The organism is Winogradskyella ludwigii (assembly GCF_013403985.1).
In the GTDB taxonomy this organism is placed as follows: domain Bacteria; phylum Bacteroidota; class Bacteroidia; order Flavobacteriales; family Flavobacteriaceae; genus Winogradskyella; species Winogradskyella ludwigii.
The window spans coordinates 256,456-276,898 of record NZ_JABFDF010000006.1 but is presented as its reverse complement, the minus strand read 5'-3'; the positions used below and the strand labels follow the sequence as shown (position 1 = coordinate 276,898).

At 33.0% G+C, this 20,443-nt stretch carries 14 protein-coding genes; 6 read left to right on the top strand and 8 right to left on the bottom strand.

What is annotated here, in order from left to right; all coding sequences use genetic code 11:
* Positions 1-83: 83 nt before the first annotated feature.
* From HM981_RS15065 to HM981_RS15030, 8 genes are all read right to left on the bottom strand, one after another.
* Positions 84-1,277, bottom strand: coding sequence for an acetyl-CoA C-acyltransferase (locus HM981_RS15065; protein ID WP_179339630.1), 1,194 nt, complete (start codon positions 1,275-1,277; stop codon positions 84-86).
* Positions 1,278-1,357: 80 nt separating this feature from the next.
* The gene (locus HM981_RS15060) at positions 1,358-3,766 is read right to left on the bottom strand and encodes a 3-hydroxyacyl-CoA dehydrogenase/enoyl-CoA hydratase family protein (RefSeq protein WP_179339629.1); all 2,409 of its coding nucleotides are present in this window, start codon (positions 3,764-3,766) and stop codon (positions 1,358-1,360) included.
* A 6-nt stretch (positions 3,767-3,772) separates the two neighbouring features.
* Entirely contained in the window at positions 3,773-4,222 is a 450-nt protein-coding gene (locus HM981_RS15055; RefSeq protein WP_179339628.1) for a MarR family winged helix-turn-helix transcriptional regulator, read from the bottom strand.
* A gap of 153 nt (positions 4,223-4,375) precedes the next feature.
* On the bottom strand, positions 4,376-6,148 hold the full coding sequence (locus HM981_RS15050; protein ID WP_179339627.1) for an AMP-dependent synthetase/ligase: 1,773 nt from the start codon (positions 6,146-6,148) through the stop codon (positions 4,376-4,378).
* Between the two features lie 100 nt (positions 6,149-6,248).
* The gene (gene purL / locus HM981_RS15045; RefSeq protein WP_179339626.1) at positions 6,249-9,917 is read right to left on the bottom strand and encodes a phosphoribosylformylglycinamidine synthase; all 3,669 of its coding nucleotides are present in this window, start codon (positions 9,915-9,917) and stop codon (positions 6,249-6,251) included.
* 162 nt (positions 9,918-10,079) lie between these two features.
* Complete coding sequence (locus tag HM981_RS15040; RefSeq protein ID WP_179339625.1) at positions 10,080-11,168, bottom strand: endonuclease; 1,089 nt, start codon at positions 11,166-11,168, stop codon at positions 10,080-10,082.
* A 266-nt stretch (positions 11,169-11,434) separates the two neighbouring features.
* The gene (locus HM981_RS15035; protein WP_179339624.1) at positions 11,435-13,219 is read right to left on the bottom strand and encodes an endonuclease; all 1,785 of its coding nucleotides are present in this window, start codon (positions 13,217-13,219) and stop codon (positions 11,435-11,437) included.
* Positions 13,220-13,246: 27 nt separating this feature from the next.
* Positions 13,247-14,461, bottom strand: a complete 1,215-nt coding sequence (locus HM981_RS15030; protein WP_179339623.1) for an RsmB/NOP family class I SAM-dependent RNA methyltransferase — start codon at positions 14,459-14,461, stop codon at positions 13,247-13,249.
* A 194-nt stretch (positions 14,462-14,655) separates the two neighbouring features.
* Here HM981_RS15030 and HM981_RS15025 point away from each other — a divergent pair, with 194 nt between their 5' ends.
* The 6 genes from HM981_RS15025 (at position 14,656) to HM981_RS15000 (ending at position 20,414) form a co-directional block, all read left to right on the top strand.
* Positions 14,656-15,234 carry an RNA polymerase sigma factor gene (locus HM981_RS15025; RefSeq protein ID WP_179339622.1) on the top strand — a complete coding sequence of 193 codons (579 nt, stop codon included), beginning with the start codon at positions 14,656-14,658 and terminating at the stop codon, positions 15,232-15,234.
* A gap of 122 nt (positions 15,235-15,356) precedes the next feature.
* The gene (locus HM981_RS15020) at positions 15,357-15,671 is read left to right on the top strand and encodes a hypothetical protein (protein WP_179339621.1); all 315 of its coding nucleotides are present in this window, start codon (positions 15,357-15,359) and stop codon (positions 15,669-15,671) included.
* Between the two features lie 2 nt (positions 15,672-15,673).
* Entirely contained in the window at positions 15,674-16,189 is a 516-nt protein-coding gene (locus tag HM981_RS15015) for a hypothetical protein (protein ID WP_179339620.1), read from the top strand.
* A gap of 207 nt (positions 16,190-16,396) precedes the next feature.
* A complete protein-coding gene (locus HM981_RS15010; protein ID WP_179339619.1) occupies positions 16,397-16,690 on the top strand; it encodes a CREC-EF hand family protein in 294 nt (97 codons plus the stop codon).
* A 107-nt stretch (positions 16,691-16,797) separates the two neighbouring features.
* Positions 16,798-17,550, top strand: coding sequence for a hypothetical protein (locus tag HM981_RS15005; RefSeq protein WP_179339618.1), 753 nt, complete (start codon positions 16,798-16,800; stop codon positions 17,548-17,550).
* Between the two features lie 80 nt (positions 17,551-17,630).
* The gene (locus tag HM981_RS15000) at positions 17,631-20,414 is read left to right on the top strand and encodes a CotH kinase family protein (protein ID WP_179339617.1); all 2,784 of its coding nucleotides are present in this window, start codon (positions 17,631-17,633) and stop codon (positions 20,412-20,414) included.
* The last annotated feature ends 29 nt before the right edge of the window (positions 20,415-20,443 follow it).

Here is a 20,443-nt window from a genome sequence, read left to right as displayed (position 1 = left end):
TTCGAGCGCAGTCGAGAACTGTTTTTGAAACTATCCGATTAATATGGTTTCGACTACGCTCGACCGGACAGAATCTATTTTTTTTAGTTTAAAAATTCGAATATTCCACAAGCCCCTTGACCTGTACCAACACACATGGTTACTGCTCCATATTTACCTTGCATGTTCTGCTTACGCATTTCATCAAATAATTGTACTGAAAGTTTTGCGCCTGTACAACCTAATGGATGACCAAGTGCAATAGCGCCGCCATTTACGTTAATAATATCTGGATTTAAATTTAACTCTCTAATTACTGCTAAAGATTGAGAAGCAAAGGCTTCATTCAATTCAATTAAGCTTAAATCGTCTTGTTTTAAACCAGCTTGTTTTAAAGCTTTTGGAATTGCTTTTACAGGTCCAATTCCCATAATGCGAGGTTCTACGCCTGCAGCAGCATAGTTTACCATTCTTGCAATAGGCTCTAATCCTAATTCCTTCACCATATCTTCACTCATGACCATTACAAAAGCAGCTCCATCACTCATTTGTGAGGAGTTACCAGCAGTAACACTTCCTCCAGCAGCAAATACAGCTCTTAATTTTGCTAAAGCTTCTTTACTTGTTCCTGCACGAGGTCCTTCATCTTTAGTTACTGTATAAGATTTGGTTGCCTTTTTTCCGTTAGCATCAATATAAGTTTGTTCAACTGTAATAGGTACTATTTGATCTTGAAAACGATTCTCAGCTTGTGCTCGTAATGCTTTCATATGAGAATTGTATGCAAACTCATCCTGATCTTCACGAGATACTTTAAATTGGTTGGCTACAGCTTCTGCAGTGTTTCCCATTCCCCAATAGTAATCTTCGTGACCTCCTTTTACAATTTCATCGTAATTTAATTCGGGTTTAAAACCTGTCATCGGTACACTACTCATGCTTTCTGCTCCACCTGCAATAATACAATCTGCCATTCCGGCTTGGATTTTAGCAGTTGCCATACCAATTGTTTCTACTCCAGAGGAGCAAAAACGGTTTACAGTGACACCAGGAACATCAACAATTTCTAATCCCATTAAAGAGATTAGACGTGCCATATTTAACCCTTGCGCACCTTCTGGCATTGCGTTACCAACAATAACATCATCAATACGTTTTGGATCTAAAGTAGGTAGTTCTTTCATCATATATTTGATGGTTTCTGCTGCCAATTCATCTGTTCTTTTAAAACGGAACACGCCTTTTGGTGCTTTACCAACTGCGGTTCTATATGCTTTTACTATATATGCTGTTTTCATCTTTTTAGATTTTTTTAGATAATTAGATTTTTAGACATTTTAGATTTCTAATACTCTAGAAATCTGAGAATCTAAGTTGTCTAATTTCTTAACGGTTTCCCTTTGGTTAACATGTGTTGAATACGTTCTAATGTTTTACGCTCTGTACATAAACTTAAGAAAGCTTCACGCTCTAAATCCAATAAGTATTGTTCACTTACCAATGTTGGTTCAGATAAATCTCCACCAGCCATTACATAGGCTAATTTATTGGCTATTTTCATGTCGTGCTCACTTATGTACTTAGAGTCTTTCATAGAATCTGTACCTACCATAAACATCCCTAAAGCTTGTTTACCAAGAACTTTTACATCTGTACGTTTTACAGGTTGTGTATAACCCATATCTGCCATTAACATGGCGTGTTGCTTAGCAACAGCGATCTGACGGTCTTTATTAACAACGACAACATCTTTTCCTTTTTGAAGAATACCTAAATCGAAAGCTTCATAAGCAGAGGTTGCTACTTTTGCCATTCCAATCGTTAAGAAATAATCTTGAAGTGTATTTAATTGCACATCACCTTTTCTAAACGTATCTGATGCTCTTAAGGCCATTTCTTTAGAACCTCCACCACCAGGAATCACACCAACACCAAACTCTACCAATCCGATATATGTTTCTGCTGCTGCAACTACTTTATCTGCATGCATTGAAAGTTCGCATCCACCACCAAGTGCCATTCCGTGAGGTGCAGCAATTGTTGGAATAGAAGAATAACGCATACGCATCATACTATCTTGGAAATATTTGATAGCCATGTTAAGTTCATCATACTCTTGTTCTGCAGCCATCATAAAAATCATGCCGATATTTGCACCAACAGAGAAGTTTGCGGCTTGATTACCAACTACTAATCCTGCGAAATCTTTTTCGGCAATATCAATGGCTTTATTTAATCCGGCTAGCACATCACCGCCAATCGTATTCATTTTGGATTGGAATTCTAAATTTAAAATACCATCTCCTAAATCTTCAACAACAACACCTGAGTTTTTAAATACTTCAGTGGTTTTTCTAATGTTATCCAGTATGATAAAACTGTCTTGACCAGGAATTTTTACTTGTGATTTCTTTGGAATATCATAAGCATAAGTTGCTCCTTCTTTAATAGTATAGAAAGAAGAGCCTCCAGATGCTAACATTTCAGTTACCCAAGCATTAGGTTCTAAACCCTCTGCTTTCATCATTTCTATTCCTTTTTCGACACCGATTGCATCCCAAATTTGAAAAGGACCATGTTCCCAACCAAATCCAGCTTTCATAGCATCGTCAATCTTGTATAAATCGTCTGTAATTTCAGGAATACGGTTTGAAACGTAAGCAAATAAGGCAGCGAAACTTTTTCTGTAGAATTCACCTGCTTTATCTTTTCCTTTTACTAATATTTTAAAACGGTCTACAACTTTGTCTACTGTTTTTGTTAATTCTAAAGTGGCAAATTTTGCACGTTTAGAATCACGATATTCTAAAGTGTTTAAATCTAAAGTTAAAATCTCTTTTTTGCCTTCAGCAGACACTTGCTTTTTGTAGAAACCTTGACCTGTTTTACTTCCTAACCATTTATTATCCATCATCTTATTGATGAAATCTGGTAATTTAAAAAGCTCTAAACGTTCATCTTTTGGACAGTTTTCACTAATACCGTTAGCCACGTGAACTAAAGTATCTAACCCAACAACATCAACTGTACGGAAGGTTGCCGATTTTGGACGACCAATGACTGGTCCAGTTAATTTATCGACTTCTTCTACTGTTAAATCTAAATCTTTAACGGCATGAAATAAACTTTGAATACTGAAAATTCCAATTCGGTTTCCAATAAATGCAGGAGTGTCTTTAGCTATAACAGATGTTTTGCCTAAGAATTTTTCACCATACCCATTTAAGAATTCTAAAACCGAAGCATCTGTTTTTGGTCCAGGAATAATTTCGAATAATTTTAAGTAACGTGCAGGGTTAAAGAAGTGTGTTCCGCAGAAATGTTTCTGGAAATCTTCACTACGACCTTCGCTCATAAACTTAATAGGAATACCAGATGTATTTGAGGTTATTAATGTGCCTGGTGTTCGGTATTGTTCAAGTTTTTCAAAAACTTGTTGTTTTATGTCTAGTCGTTCTACAACCACTTCCATAATCCAATCTACATCTTTAACCTTTGCGATATCATCTTCAAGGTTTCCAGTGGTGATTCGATTAGCAAAAGACCCATGATAAAGTGGTGCAGGTTTAGATTTAATAGACGCTGTTAAAGCATCATTAACTAATCTATTTCTAACTACTTTGTCTTCTAAAGTTAAACCTTTTGCTTTCTCTTTAGCATTGAGTTCTCTTGGTACGATGTCTAATAATAAAACATCAACACCAATATTGGCAAAATGACAAGCGATACCGCTTCCCATAATTCCTGAACCAATAATTGCGATTTTTTTAATTCTACGTTTATTCATCTTGTTTTAAAGTGTGTTCTTTTTGTTGTATATCTGTTTGTTGGAAATCATATTATTTATGACGTCTGCAACTTTATGAAAATTTGCGAGTTCTTCTGCTGTTACGTTCTTTTGAATCGTTTCATTAAACGTCAGTACTTTTTCTTTAGAGTACGCTCTTTTTTCTTTCCCGAAAGCCGTTAAAAAAATGAGAACACCACGACCATCTTCCGGATTTGGTTTGCGTTCAATTAATCCATTAGCTTCCATGGTTTTTAATGTTCTTGAAAGACTTGTAGCTTCCATTCCCATTTTTGGTCCTAACGAGGTAGAAGGTGTACCTTTTTCAGGATCAATACTTAATAAAGCAAAACCTGTAGCCATAGTTGTCCCAAATTGAGACGCTTCTTCATTGTACATTTTATTAACTGCTAACCATGTGGTTCTAAGTACGTAATCAATGGTTTTGTCTTTCATGAAAATTGTTTGGAATTCAAATATACAAAAATATACTATGCACGCATAATAAATTACGATAAATTTATTATATATATAACAGAAAAGGGTGTCTCTAATTGAGACACCCTAAATATTTAGCTATGTTTATTGTTGAATTCTTAAATTTTGGACTTATGGTCTGTATATTTTTTCGTAGAGTGTATTGTATTTTTTAAGAATAATAGCACGTTTCATTTTTAAGGTAGGAGTAAGGTGTCCCGCATCAATTGACCAAACGTCTGGTGTGAGTTCAAAACGTTTAATTTGTTCCCATTTGCCAAAGTGTTTATTATACTTATCTATTTCGAGTTGAATTCTATCGATAACAATTTGAGATTTTGAAATTTCGTCATCAGACTTACCAACATTATGTTTTTTAAGATCAATCCAGTCGCGAATAAAATCGAAATTAGGTTGAATTAATGCTGCTGGCATTTTCTCGCCTTCACCAACCACCATAATCTGTTCTATAAACATAGACTGTTTCATGTCGTTTTCTAAAAGCGGCGGAATTACATATTTACCACCAGAAGTTTTAAACATTTCTTTTTTACGACCAGTTATTTTTAAGAAACCATCGGCATCAATTTCTCCTTTATCTCCGGTATGAAAATAATCGCCTGTCATAACTTCAGCCGTTTTTACTGGATCTTTATAATAACCCATCATTACATTTGGGCCTTTAATTAAGAGTTCTCCATCATCGGCAATTTTTACGTGTACATTATCTATGGTTTTTCCAACGGTTCCAACTCTGTAATGATTATTGTTATACATGCCTACAGCAACAACAGGTGAGGTTTCTGTTAAACCATAACCTTCCATAACTTTCATTTCTGCGGCTCCAAAGATTCTAGCGAGTCTTGGTTGTAATGCAGCACTACCTGAAACCATTGTGCTTAATTCTCCTCCAAGCGCATCTCTCCACTTACTAAAAATAAGTTTATTTGCTATTTTTAATTTTAACTCATACCATGCTCCATTTGCACCATAAGGTTCCCATTGTTCTGCTAATCTAACAGCCCAAAAGAATAATCCTTTTTTTATGCCAGTTAACTCGTCTCCTTTGTGCATTATTTTATCGAAAACTTTTTCGAGTAATCGAGGCACCACACTCATTAAATGCGGTTTAATCTCTTTGGCATTATCACCAATTTTATCTATGCCTTCTGCGAAGTAAATAGACATTCCCGCATATTGATAAACATAAATTAAGACGCGTTCAAAAACATGACAAATAGGTAAGAAGCTTAATACTCTATTTTCGCCTTCTACAAGTGGTACTCTTGGCGAACTGTCTAATGCATTACTAGTAATATTGTGATGAGAAAGCATAACACCTTTTGGTGTTCCTGTAGTACCAGAGGTATAAATTATAGTTGCTAAATCTTCTGGTTTTACCGCGTCTTTACGTGCTTCAACTTCTGGTTGATTACTGTTGTCTTTTCCTAGTTCGAATAATTCTGAATAATGTTTACAACCTTCAATATGATTAAAAGAATAGACTTCTTTAATTTTTGTATTGGCTTGTACTTTTCTGACTTTTTCTAATACGTCTGCATCTGAAACAAAACAATATATAGATTCACTATGATTTAAAACATACTCATAATCTTCTGCTGAAATAGTAGGATAAATTGGAATATTTTGCGCTCCAGTTTGAAGAATCCCAATATCCATGATATTCCATTCTGTTCTATTTGTCGTTGAAATAACTGCAATTTTATCATCTTTTTGAATACCCAAACGTAATAATGCCCTACTTACAGCATTAGATTTATCTATGTATTCTTGCGTAGAAATCGCTTCCCATTCACCATTGTATTTAGTAACCAAAGCTTTAGCGTTGGGTTTATGTTGTAATTGGTAATAAGGAAAATCAAAAAGGCGTGTTACTTCTGTCATATTCATCAGAACATATTATTTGTAAGATATTACGAAAATATGAAAATTAAGTCTATAATTTACAAATATGAAAAAAACAGACCGTCATTTTGATGTAAAGTTATAGATTCTCAATCCATTCTCTCGCATTTGTAAAAGCTTCTAACCAAGGTGAGACTTTATCATCTTTTCTATCTTTTGGGTAATTAGCCCAATTCCATTGAAAAATTGATCGCTCAATATGTGGCATGGTTACTAAATGGCGTCCTGTTTTATCACATAACATAGCTGTGTTAAAATCTGAGCCATTTGGATTTGCAGGATATGCAGCGTAACCATATTTAGCAACAATTTGATATTTGTCTTCTGAATATGGTAATTTGAATTTACCTTCTCCATGAGAAATCCATACACCTAAAGTGCTTCCTGCTAAACTAGATAACATTACAGAATTATTTTCCTGAATCTTTACTGATGTAAAGCCGCTTTCATGTTTATGAGAATCGTTATAAGTTAGTTTTCCATGTGTGTCGTGTTCTGGGTTTACTAAATCTAATTCCATCCAAAGTTGCGCACCATTACAAATGCCGACAGAAAGTGTATCTTCTCTTTTAAAGAAGTCATTGATTACTTTATTGGCTTGGTCATTATATTTTATAGCTCCAGCCCAACCTTTAGCAGAACCTAAAACATCAGAATTACTAAAGCCTCCAACAGCTCCTAAAAACTGAATATCTTCTAAGGTTTCCCTGCCAGAAATTAAATCTGTCATATGAACATCCTTCACATCAAAACCAGCTAAATACATAGCATTTGCCATTTCGCGTTCTGAGTTTGATCCTTTTTCTCTTAAAATAGCGGCTTTAGGTCGTGAGTGTTCTGTGCTTAAATTATCTTTTAATTTTCCTGTGAAATGCTTTGGAAATTTAAAATCTAATGCTTGATTTTTATAGTTGTCAAATCGATCTTTTGCTAATCCGTTAGCCGTTTGTTTTTGATCGAGTAGGAAAGAGGTTTCAAACCACTTATCTCTTAATCTCGATATTGTGATGTTAAAAACTTGATTGTCATTAATCAGGTTTAGCGTGTCGCTTTCGGTAACGTGTCCTAATTTATGAAATTCAATATTAGCTTTTGATAATTCAGCTTCAATAGCATCATCTTTAGATTGAAAAACAATACCAGCATTTTCAGCAAATAAAACTTTGAATGCATCTTTTTCGCCAATACTTGTGATATCTAATTCGGCTCCGATATTATTATCTGCAAAACATAATTCTAGTAAAGTCGTTATTAATCCGCCTGAAGCCACATCATGTCCAGCAACAATTTGATCATCTTTAATTAAATCTTGAATGGTATTAAAGACTGTTTTTACGTAAGCTGCACTTTTAATATTAGGAGTTGTATTTCCTATTTTATTATTGATTTGCGCAAAAGAACTTCCACCTAATTCATAAGTGTCTTGAGAGATATTGATATAATATATAGATCCTTTGTTTTTTTGAAATACAGGCTCAACGACCTTAGTAATATCATTACAGTTTCCTGCCGCTGAAATTATCACTGTACCAGGAGAAATAACATCTCCATCAGGATATTTCTGCTTCATAGATAATGAATCTTTTCCTGTAGGTACGTTTACACCTAAATCAATTGAAAATTCAGAAATCGCTTTTACAGCTTCGTACAAACGTGCATCTTCACCTTCATTTTTGCAAGGCCACATCCAATTTGCAGATAATGAAACACTTTTTAGTCCATCTTTAAGTGGTGCCCAAATAATATTGGTTAAAGCTTCTGTAATTGAATTACGACTTCCAGCTTCAGGATTAATTAATCCAGAAATAGGTGAGTGGCCAATACTTGTAGCAATTCCTTCTTTGCCTTTAAAATCTAGTGCCATAACACCAACATTATTTAAGGGGATTTGTAAAGGACCAACACATTGTTGTTTAGCAACTTTTCCACCAACACAACGGTCTACTTTATTTGTTAACCAATCTTTACAAGCTACAGCTTCAAGCTGCATCACTTGGTCTAAATAATCGTAAAAGTTCTTTGTATTATAAGAAATGCCAGAATATTGTTTTTCAACTGTAACATCATTCATTATGGTTTTTGGAGAGCTTCCAAACATATCTTCTAAGGCTAAATCCATTGGCTTTTCACCTGTAGTTTTAGACTCGAATGTAAATCGGTGCTTACCTGTAACTTCACCAACATCGTAAATTGGAGACCGTTCTCTATCTGCGATTTTATGCAATGTTTTTAAATGCTCTTCTGCGATAACTAATCCCATGCGCTCTTGAGATTCGTTACCAATAATTTCTTTGGCAGATAATGTAGGATCACCAACAGGCAACTTATCTAAATCGATTTTTCCACCTGTATCTTCTACTAACTCTGATAAACAATTTAAATGGCCTCCAGCTCCATGATCGTGAATAGAAACAATAAAGTTTTCGTCACTTTCTACCATACCACGAACCGCATTGGCAGCACGTTTTTGCATTTCAGGATTAGAACGTTGAACGGCATTTAATTCTATACCAGAATCTAGAGCGCCTGTGTCTGCAGAAGAAACGGCAGCTCCTCCCATTCCTATTCTATAATTATCTCCACCAAGAATAACAATTTTATCTCCTTCTTTCGGGATGTCTTTGATGGCTTGGTCTGCTTTTGCATAACCAATACCTCCAGCTTGCATAATAACTTTGTCGTAACCTATTTTTCCGTTAATATCGTTATGCTCAAAGGTTAAAACGGATCCACAGATTAAGGGTTGTCCAAATTTATTTCCAAAATCAGACGCTCCATTACTAGCTTTTATTAAAATGTCCATTGGAGTTTGGTACAACCATTGACGTTCTGGAAATGCTTTTTCCCATGCTCTATCTTCGTTTAATCTTGAATAAGATGTCATGTAAACCGCAGTACCTGCTAATGGTAATGAGCCTTTTCCTCCAGCAAGTCTATCTCTAATTTCTCCACCAGATCCGGTTGCAGCTCCGTTAAAAGGCTCAACTGTTGTTGGGAAATTATGCGTCTCTGCTTTAAGAGAGATTACAGATTCGTAATTTTTTGTGGTATAATAATCTGGAATATCAGCTCGTTTTGGTGCGAACTGTTCTACAATTGGTCCTTTTATAAAAGCAACATTATCTTTATAAGCAGAAACAATATTATCTGGATTTTGTTTAGATGTTTCTTTTATAAGTTTGAATAAAGAAGTTTCTTTTTCTACTCCATCAATTATAAACGTACCGTTAAATATTTTATGACGACAATGTTCTGAATTAACCTGTGAAAATCCAAACACTTCAGAATCCGTTAATGGTCGTCCTATTTTAGTCGCAACACTTTCAAGATAATCAACTTCTTCATCACTAAGAGACAATCCTTCTTGTTGGTTGTAGGCAGAAATGTCTTTGATATTAACAATTGCTTTAGGTTGAATATCAATTTTGAAAATCTCTTGATTCAAACCTTGATATTTTTCAGAAATCATAGGATCAAAATCTTTAAAGTCTTCAATTATTGAATTGAATTCCTCAATTCTAATAATATCAGAAATTCCCATGTTTTGTGTGATTTCAACTGCATTTGTACTCCAAGGAGTAATCATTGCTGCTCTTGGACCAATAAAAAAAGCATCTAATGATGCTTGCTCTATTTTTGACTGGTTGCCAAATAACCATGTCAATTTAGAAATGGTAGCTGTTGATAATTCTTTTGTGGCTTGAACAGCATAGATTTTACTGTTTTGGTTTCCGAAGAAATGAATCATTTATATCTTGTATTTGAGTTGTGTTATGTAAAATGTAAAATTACTTTTTTTTAATGTGAATAAACTAATAATATAGGATTGAAAATTTAGAGTTATTCACGATGTTTTAAACATAAAAAAAAGCGACTCATTGAGTCGCTTTTTTTTTATGTAAAATTATAATTACTGTTTAATTAATCGCTTAGTTTGACTTCCAACTTCTGAATTTAATCTAACTAAATATATGCCTTTAGATAATCCTGAAATATTTAATGTCTTTTGCTCTGGTGTTATCGTTTGAACTTTTACTTTTTTACCTAAGATATCATAGACTTCTGCAATAATAGATTTGTTAGATATAATAGTAACTTCATTTCCATTTACTGGATTGGGGAATAATTTAACATCATTTTTTTCTACATCTACGACAGAAAGATCTTCCCATCTATTTTGAGCATCTGGTCCTCCCCAAATTACGGTAGCCAAATATGGGTTGTCTATAAAAGGGTTTCTATTTCCTTGTGCATAATCATTATCTGTATTGCCGTGATATGTATTTCTTACATCTTCTAACCCTCCATCTACAACAGGATCTTCTGCATTCCATTTTAAAAATAAATCAATCATATCATCAGGAGTCGCAGAGCTACTTCCAACACCAACATTAGTTGGTATACAACGATCACCATAACGTAAGTACATATACATAATAATTCTTGCACAATCTCCTTTCCATTCGTCTCCAGGATACCATCCTCCGTTTGTTGCTCCAGATTCTCCGTTAGAAAATTGTCCAACAGTTTTATCTGCGAACAATAAACTTCCACGTTGTCCATTTCTTTGAACATCACTTGGTCTTAGCATTTGTGCATCAGATCCTGGACCTGAAGTTCCTAAATTCGGATTACCACGAGACTTCGGATATACGTGTTCTCTATTCCAATCTCCAACACCTCCACCATTATCAAACTTATTTCGTGTACGATCCGTAGTGATTTCTCCGTCTGTGTCATTGTAACCATACAGTAATAAAACGTTACTTGATCCTGCAGATTCTAAATCGGTGACTTGTGAAGCATCCCAAACATCACCATAGCTTAAGAAATTAACATGCTTATCTATGGTTACATCTTCTAAGTCTTCTTTTAATGCGACACCAGTTGTATTGAAATCTACTGAGGTGTAATACGATTGTAACGTTGCAGGTGGTACTATTTGTGCAAACGTAAAAGACGTTACAAATGCAAATAGTAAAGTGTAAAATTGTTTCATTCTTTTATTTTAATTAAAATCTGAGGGCTTAAGATTTATAGGTTAATACGATTTACGCGTTTGTAAAAGTAAGGATTTTTATAGCTTCTATTTTTTTTTAACATATTCTAGACTCTAAATGTATTGAGTACCATATTAAATGTGCTATTTCTCGATGTAGATTTGAAAGGCTTTAAAAGCTTAAAGTTTAAAGGATGGTATGCCTTAACAAAAAAAAGCAACCTAATAGGTTGCTTTTTTTACTTCGTTTTATTGAATGCTATAGATTATTGTTTTAACAATTTCTTTGTAATTACTGAATTACCTTGAGTAAGCTTTACAATATAAATTCCTGTTTTTAATGCTTGAAGATTTAAGTTACTCGTTTTAGAAATTGTGTTGTTATAAACGCGCTTTCCAAGAATATCAAAAATTTCAATCTCAGTATTTATATTAGATTTTAAATCTACAGTTAAATTATTTTTAATAGGGTTTGGGTGTAGTTTTATGTTTTCTATACTATAGTCGGTTACAGAAAGTAAACCACACGTCCAAGATAAATTATCAAACATCACTCTATCTGATGTTTCACTATTGTTATTAATAACTAATGATGTTACTGGATTTACATTTATGGTAACAGTTGTTGTTATTGGATCATCACCATAAGGGATTGCACCTACAACATTTCCGTTTACCACTAAATCAAAAGTTCCAGAACCTCCTCCAAAAACTCTTTGAGTAGTTACGGTTAATTTATCTATAAAGGCAATATTGTTAAAATTTGTTGGTCCTAATATGCCATTTCTAATTGTTATAGCTCTGTTATCGAGAGTTTGATCCGTTCTGGCATCTGTTGCATTCCAAGTAAGACCGCCAAAACCTGTCCAAGTAACATCTGAGTAAGATCCAGAAGACGTTCCAATGTTCTCAAAAGTTTCTTCTATACAATTTGGGTCTTCATTATCACCAGTATCTGTTGTAGTTTCACATGATTGATTACTAAAACCGGATTCATTTCCTGCCGCATCCTTTGCTTTTACTGTAAAACAAAAGTTTATGTTTGGAATTAAATTTGTTTTGGTTGCAGACGTATTGTTAGAGCTAAAAGCATAATTTCCATCCATGTAAATATCGTAAGTGGTAACACCTATGTTATCTGTGGCTGCAGTCCAAGCTAAATCAATAGAACTATTTGTAGGATTAGAAGCTACTAAATTTGTAGGATTTGAAGGTGCCTCAGTGTCAGGAGTTGGATTCCAAATTAAATTAGCATATTCTGGGTGATCTACAAAAGGGTTTGCATTACCTTGAAAATCATAGGCTGCATCATTTCTATCACGCTCTCTTTGATCTACAGGATCTACATTGTAGTGCCAGTCTAATAACATATCTATAGCCCAATTTTCTAATGCTTGATTTTCTGTTCCATTAAACATGTCAAAACTATAACCATCAACCGTATCTTCGTAACGTGTTACAAAATAAAGTATCGCTCTCGCAATATCTCCTTTAAACTCATCAATTGGTTCGAATACATTACCTGAATATCCCGATACATTACTTGAACCTCTTTTAGATCCATTTTGAGATGTCCAATTTGCAGAACTTACTGTTCCAAATGGAAGATTTCCTCTTTGACCATTTGTGTAACCATCACTTGGAACAACATGATGTATATCACTATACATTGGAGAGTTTCCATTAAATGTAGATTGTGGAATTGTGTGTTCACGATTGTAACAATCTCCTTCAGAATTATAGTTTCCACATTGGTTAGTACCAAGTGTAAAAGTATAGGCATCTGCTCCATTTGGGTTTTCTGTATAATACATTAAAAGCGTGCCATCGTTTTCGTAACCGCTTTCGTTGGTGTTATCAAGATATACTGTTGCATAGCCAGTATATAAACCACCATAGCCTTGGTCATTATGACCATTAGAGATTATTGTATTTAATTCTGATTTTAAAGTAAAACCAGATAAACCATTTGCACTATCGTAGTAATTTGAAGGGATTTGAGCAAACCCAATGCTTGAAACTAATAAAAATAGAAAGTAGATATGTTTCATATGTCGTTTGGTAATAAATAAATTAATTTATTGTTTCTTTTCTAAAAGCGCCATATAGAATCCGTCAAAACCAGATTTATAAGCCAACACTTTTTTATCCTTTACAAAAGTGAAATCTTTTCCTGCTTCAGAAGTTAAGAATTTCTCAACTTGCTTTTGATTTTCAGAAGGTAAAACAGAACACGTTGCATATACCATTTTGCCTCCAGGTTTTACCATTTTAGAATATTGTTCTAAAACTTCGAGCTGAATTTTCTTAATATTTTCTATGAATTCTGGTTGTAATTTCCACTTTGCATCAGGGTTTCGTCTTAAAACGCCTAAACCAGAACATGGTGCATCAATTAATAATCGATCTGCTTTTCCATGTAATTTCTTAATAGGTTTTGTAGAATCTATGACTTTCATTTCAATGTTATGAGCTCCATTTCTACGCGCTCTAACTTTGAGTTTTCTCAATTTACTTTCGTAAATATCCATAGCAATAATCTGACCTTTGTTTTCCATTAAGGAGGCTAAATGCAAGGTTTTTCCGCCTGCACCTGCACAAACGTCTACAACTTTCATGCCTGGTTTTACATCTAAATAGGCAGCAACCAATTGAGAAGAAGCATCTTGAACTTCAAACCAGCCATTTTTAAAAGCTTCTGTTTTAAAAACGTTAGCTCGCTCTTTTAATTTTAAAGCAGAAGGGTGTTCTGGTAAAAAATCCGTCTCTATTTCTTCAGATTCTAACTTTAGTTGTAAATCTTCTTTAGTTGTTTTTAGCGTGTTGACTCTAAGAATAACATCTGCCTGCTCATTTTGCTTGGCAATTTCTTTAGTCCATTCTGCTTCTCCTAATTCTTTAGAACCCAATTCATCAATCCAATCTGGAATAGATTCTTTGAATTTTCTAATTTTTGATAATTCATCAAAACGACCTTTAATCTTTCTAGAAGGTGTTTCTGTAAAATATTTCCAATCTGGTAATTTTATACCTTTTAATGTTGCCCAAACGGCAAACATTCTCCATAAATCATCTCTGTGATATGGGGCTTTTACATCTGCTATTTCAGCATAAAGCCTTTGGTAACGCACAATACTATAAACAGTTTCAGCTACAAAACCTCTATCGCGACTTCCCCAACGTTTGTCACGCTTTAGTAATTGTTGTATAACTTTATCTGCATATTCTCCTTCATTAAAAATAAGGTGTAATCCGTCTATTACGGCAAAGCATAAATTTCTATGTAATCTCATAAATAAATCTTCAATTTTTCAATCTTCTGTTTACAGAGTTATATGTCTGCAAAAAAGAACATACAAAGGTAATTATAAAGTTTATAAGTATTGGGTTTTATTCAAAAGTGTTACCTTATAAAAATTTTTAATATAAATAGCACAAGTTTTTTTGAGTAATAGCATCTAAACTAAATTAAGCCATAAATACATTTTTGACAGATACTGAGTTTATAAAGGAATTAAAACTGAAAAGCACTAAGGCTTATGCTAAGCTTGTGGACGATTTTCAGCAAAAGGTATTTAGTACCTGTATTTCTTTTGTGCCTAATAGAGAGGATGCAGAAGATATAGCTCAAGAAGTTTTTGTCGAGGTTTTTAATTCTATCAATAAATTTAAAGGAGATTCAAAATTATCGACTTGGATTTACAGAATTACAACAAATAAGTGTTTAGAGTTTATTAGAAAAAAGAACACCAAAAAACGTTTTGCTTTTTTGCAGTCTATAACAGGAAATGCAATTCCTATGGATAAAACAGATTATTTTACAGAAATGAATCATCCAGGGATTCTGTTAGAAAACAAAGAACTAAATGCTACTTTATTTAAAGCCATAAATAGTTTGCCGGAAAGTCAGACAGTGGTATTTACATTGCATAAAATTGATGGAAAAAGCTATCAGGAAGTTGCAGAAATTACTAAACGTAGTTTGTCTTCGGTTGAGTCTATTATGTTTAGAGCAAAGAAGAATTTACAAGGCATATTAGAAAATTATTATAAAAATGAATATTAGCGCAAGTTTTTTAAGATATGCGCATCTAAAGATTTAGTTATAGACCAAAAAATTAAAATCATTAGAGAAAGGTAACTCAATGAGAACATGGTTTGTCTATGACAATATTAAAAACAAAAGATATGAAAACTAATATCGAAATAAATAATAATGTAAAAGCTACTTTTGATTCTATAGAGTCAATTAGTGAGGTTAATGTGTCTCCATTTTTTAAGGAAAACGTGATGCATAAAATACGAAACGCTTCTGAAGAAATTCAGGATTCAACATGGTCTTGGTTTACTCCAAAATTACAATTAGCTACACTTGTTTGTGTTGTAGTTATGAATGTCATGGCATTTAGTAATTTTAAAGCTAACACTTACGATGATAATATTAGCAATTTTACAGAGTCTTACGGATTATCTACAAGTACAGAAAGTTCAATACTTAACTAATTATGAAGAAAAATTCAATTTTATATATTTTACTTATTTTTCTTATTGCTGCTAATGTCTTCTTTTTATATCTATATATGGGTAAGCAGCATGAGAGTATACCAAGTATGCCAGAAAGGAACAAGAATTTCATTGTAAAAGAGCTTGGGTTTAATGCAAGTCAGTTAGAACAATTTAAAGAAAATAGTAAAGGGCATTTTAAAACTATGATGGGGTTGTCTAATGATATTAAAGAACTTAAGGATAATCTATTTGGTACTTTGTCTGATGATTCAGTAAATGAAGCAGCTATTGATTCTATTTCAGCATTAATTTGTGAAAAAGAAACAGAAAAGGAAAAGGAAATTTATTATCATTTTAGAATGATTCGAGATATTGCTAACGACAAGCAAAAGGAAAAATTTGAAGGCATATTATTAGATGCATTACGTCAAGGAGACCAAGGAAACAGACCTCCACCTCCAAATGGACAAGATGCTCAAAGACCTCGTCCGCCTCACCCACCAAAGAATAAGTGATTTACAAACTATTAAAAAGACTCTCAATATTGAGGGTCTTTTTTTTTGTGATTTTTTTAACGAACACCGTCACAAGTTTAAAGCAAGAAGCACATCTAAAAGAATATAACATAATACTTAAAACGTCCATAATAGAATTTGGATATTTAAGAAAATCATGACATGGATATACCATGCAAACATTAAAAATTATATAAAATAAAACACATGAAACGTAACAAATTAAAAACAGTTGTATTAGGATTAGGAATTGCTCTATTTATGTTAAATTATTCTTTTGGACAGTCTCAGGATAGACAAGAAAGAAAAGAGCCACCAACATTTGCCCAACTTTTAAAAGAGATGGATGCTAACGAAGATGGTAAATTAGCAAAAGATGAACTAAAAGGACCTTTAAAAGATGATTTTACTAAAATAGATACTGATGAAGATGGTTTTATTTCAGAAAAAGAATTTAAAAATGCTCCAAAACCAGAACGTAAAGAGCGTAATAAAAAATAGATAGAGTTTGATTGATAGTTTGGTTGTAAAAGCTTCGTGAGAAATTACGAAGCTTTTTTTCTAAAACAACATGAGAGCTTTAAAAACTAAAAATTAAAACCGTTTGTATGAAGCTATTTAGAAAAATTAGAAAAAATTTATTAGTTACTGGAAAAATTAGAACGTACTTAATTTATGCTTTAGGCGAAATATTACTAATTGTGATAGGTGTTTTAATCGCTTGGAAAATTAATAATTTAAACGAATTAAGAAAAAACAGAATTGTAGAATTAAAAATATATCAGTCTCTAAATGAAGAGTTAAATGCAAACATGGTTTTGTTGGATGCTTCTATTGCTAGTTATACTAAAAATACACAAGCCATAGAAAATACGATTGATATTATTATGGCAGAAAAAGAACCTCAATTTGACACTGATGAGAAGATAGGAATCATTAATGTGGCTTATAAACCAACCCAATTACATACAGGTGCTATAAATTCAGTGAACACTACCAATAAGTTTGAGTTTATTGAAAGTGCTTTATTAAAAGATTTAATAACCGCTTATCCAAATGACTTGGATAGTTTTGAAAATCAAGAATCTAAAATTGAAAACATTATTGTAAATCGATTGCAACCTGCAATAGAAAAACATATTTCCTTAATTGATATTCTTACTAAACGCGAGTTTAAAGTGAATAGGGTTCAGACATTTACAGTAGAATCTAACTATGCTGAATTACTTAAAAGTAGAGAATATCAAAACTGTTTAGTGGATCGTTTATTACAAACCGAAATTCAATTAACTAACGCAAAAAGTTTAAGGGAAAAGACGCAAACCATAGCATTTCAATTAAATAAAGAGCTAGTAAATTAATATTTTAATAAGATAAGCACAAGTTTTTATTTGTTACCGCATCTAAAGAGTTATTAAGATGATAATCTCAAAAGAAACAAATGAAAAAAACAATTACTCTAGTGTTAATCTCATTATTATCAATTAATGCATTTTCGCAGGAGTTGTATGATATTAATACCATTCAGACCATAGAAATCGAATTTGCGGAAAGCAATTGGGATGCACTTTTAGATGCAGAAAAAGCAGGTGATAATAATTATACGGAAGCCACTTCGGTAACTATTAACGGAACAGTTTATAGTCAAGTAGGAGTAAAGTATAAAGGGAATAGTTCTTATAGTGCTACTCAAACAAAAAATCCATTTCATATTGAGTTAGATACTTATGTAGATCAAGATCACCAAGGGTATACGGATATTAAATTAGCGAATGTTATGTTTGATCCTTCTTTTGTAAGGGAGACTGTCGCTTATAATATTGTAAATCAGTATATGGATGCGCCACAAGCCAACTATGCTAATGTTTATGTCAATGGGAATTTAATAGGTTTATATACAAATACAGAATCAATTTCAAAGAAATTTGTAAACAAGCATTTCAATTCTAACGATAACGCTTTTTTTAGTTGTAGTCCTCCAGCAGGAGCGGGACCACAAACTACGACATTGCCTAGTTTAGAATATTTAGGAACTAATAGCGCAAGTTATGATGATGCCTACGAAATAAAATCCGATGATGATACAGATCCAACAGTTGCCGTTGCACATTGGGATAATTTAATAGAGCTAACAAATATTTTAAACAATGACATAACCAATATAGAGAATGTATTGGATGTTGATATGGCTATTTGGATGTTAGCTTTTGATAACGTTATGGTTAATATAGACAGTTATATTGGTCAGTTTAAACAAAACTATTATTTATATAAAGATGATAATGGGCAGTTTAAACCTGTGGTTTGGGATTTAAATATGTCTTTTGGGACTTTTAATATGACAGGTGAGTCTAGTACAGGTGGAGGTCCTGGTGGACCAGGAGGTCCTGGTGGTTCAACAGGAACCTTGAATTCAACAACAGAAAAAGCACAATTAGATCATTTGTTACATGATACAGATAATGCTTTTCCTTTAATTTCTAAATTACTAGCCATACCTAAATACAAGAGAATGTATTTAGCACATTTTAAAACCATCTTAACAGAAAATATTAGTAACTCAAACTACTTAACATTAGCTAACGACTATCAGGCAATTATTGATGCATCTGTTTTGGCTGATGCTAATAAATTTTACACGTATACTCAATTTATAGGTAATATAAATACAGATTATAGTGTTGATAATCTTACAGCATCTGGTTTAACAAATGTAATGAGTGCAAGAAGCTCTTACTTATTAGCACAGTCAGATTTTACAAATACGCAGCCAACAATAAATAATTTAGGATCTTCTGTTGCAATACCTACTATAGGTGATGATATTTCAATTACAGCAAATGTTACAGATACAGATAATGTGTATTTAGGATATAGAACAGACGAATCTCTACCATTTACAAAAGTAGAAATGTTTGATGATGGTGCGCATAATGATGGTGCTGCGGGAGATAGTGTATTTGGTACAGAGGTTACAATAGATGATTCTTACATGCAATATTATATTTATGCCGAAAATTCTAATATTGGAGCATTTTCACCTGCTAGAGCAGAATATGAATTTTATACAGTAGATGCTACTTATTCAACGTTAAATGTTGGTGATTTAGTGATAAATGAAATTTTAGCATCTAATGATACTGGTGAAACAGATGAGGAAGGAGAATATGAAGATTGGATTGAGTTATACAATACTACAGATGCAACTATAAGTTTAGATAACTTGTATTTATCGGATGATGCAACAGATCCATTGGTTTATCAGTTCCCTGCAGGAACAACATTAGATGCAGACAGCTATTTAATAGTTTGGTGTGATAAGGATGAAGAGCAAGGCGATTTTCATGCCGACTTCAAATTTTCTTCAGGAGGGGAAACAGCAATTTTATCTTATGCAGATGGTACTATTTTACAGAATATAACATTTGGAGAACAAACTACAGATATGGCTTATGCTAGAAATCCTAATGGTACAGGTGATTTTGTAATTCAAGCTCCAACGTTCAACGCCAATAATGAGAATATTGATGATTATGATGTTTTAAATGTTGGGGATTTAGTAATAAATGAAATCTTAGCGTCTAATGATACAGGTGAAACGGATGAAGCAGGAGAATATGAAGATTGGATAGAATTGTATAATACTACAGATACAACCATAAGCTTAGATAACTTGTATTTATCTGATGATGCAGACGATCCTTTAATCTATCAATTTCCAACAGGCACAACTCTAGATGCAGACAGTTATCTTATTGTGTGGTGTGATAGTGATCCAGATCAAGGTGATTTCCACGCTGATTTTAAATTGTCTAGTGGAGGTGAAACAGCTATTCTATCGTATGCCAATGGTACAATATTAGAGAATATAGTATTTGGAGAACAAACTACAGATATGGCTTATGCAAGAAGTCCTAATGGTACAGGTGATTTTGTAATTCAAGCTCCAACATTTGCATTGAATAATGAAACACTTTCCATAGATGAGGTACTTTTTAATAATGCGCTTAAAGTTTACCCTAATCCAACGTCGAATTATCTTACTGTAGAAAACTCAAATTATAACATAGAGACTGTTGATGTTTATAATCTACAAGGACAACAATTATTTACTAATAAGTTTTCAAACGAAGCTGTTATAACTATTGATTTCTCACCCTTGTCAAAAGGATTATATATTGTTATTGTTAATAAATCAGCAGTGTTAAAAATTTCAAGAAATTAACGAATAAGGAGCTATAATATTAAAAATAA

Coding starts and splice junctions, on each gene's coding strand:
- HM981_RS15035 (WP_179339624.1), bottom strand. CDS start 13,219: ATGAAACATATCTACTTTCTATTTTTATTAGTTTCAAGCATTGGGTTT.
- HM981_RS15015 (WP_179339620.1), top strand. CDS start 15,674: ATGAAGAAAAATTCAATTTTATATATTTTACTTATTTTTCTTATTGCT.
- purL (WP_179339626.1), bottom strand. CDS start 9,917: ATGATTCATTTCTTCGGAAACCAAAACAGTAAAATCTATGCTGTTCAA.
- HM981_RS15000 (WP_179339617.1), top strand. CDS start 17,631: ATGAAAAAAACAATTACTCTAGTGTTAATCTCATTATTATCAATTAAT.
- HM981_RS15050 (WP_179339627.1), bottom strand. CDS start 6,148: ATGACAGAAGTAACACGCCTTTTTGATTTTCCTTATTACCAATTACAA.
- HM981_RS15005 (WP_179339618.1), top strand. CDS start 16,798: ATGAAGCTATTTAGAAAAATTAGAAAAAATTTATTAGTTACTGGAAAA.
- HM981_RS15020 (WP_179339621.1), top strand. CDS start 15,357: ATGAAAACTAATATCGAAATAAATAATAATGTAAAAGCTACTTTTGAT.
- HM981_RS15065 (WP_179339630.1), bottom strand. CDS start 1,277: ATGAAAACAGCATATATAGTAAAAGCATATAGAACCGCAGTTGGTAAA.
- HM981_RS15060 (WP_179339629.1), bottom strand. CDS start 3,766: ATGAATAAACGTAGAATTAAAAAAATCGCAATTATTGGTTCAGGAATT.
- HM981_RS15010 (WP_179339619.1), top strand. CDS start 16,397: ATGAAACGTAACAAATTAAAAACAGTTGTATTAGGATTAGGAATTGCT.
- HM981_RS15055 (WP_179339628.1), bottom strand. CDS start 4,222: ATGAAAGACAAAACCATTGATTACGTACTTAGAACCACATGGTTAGCA.
- HM981_RS15040 (WP_179339625.1), bottom strand. CDS start 11,168: ATGAAACAATTTTACACTTTACTATTTGCATTTGTAACGTCTTTTACG.
- HM981_RS15030 (WP_179339623.1), bottom strand. CDS start 14,461: ATGAGATTACATAGAAATTTATGCTTTGCCGTAATAGACGGATTACAC.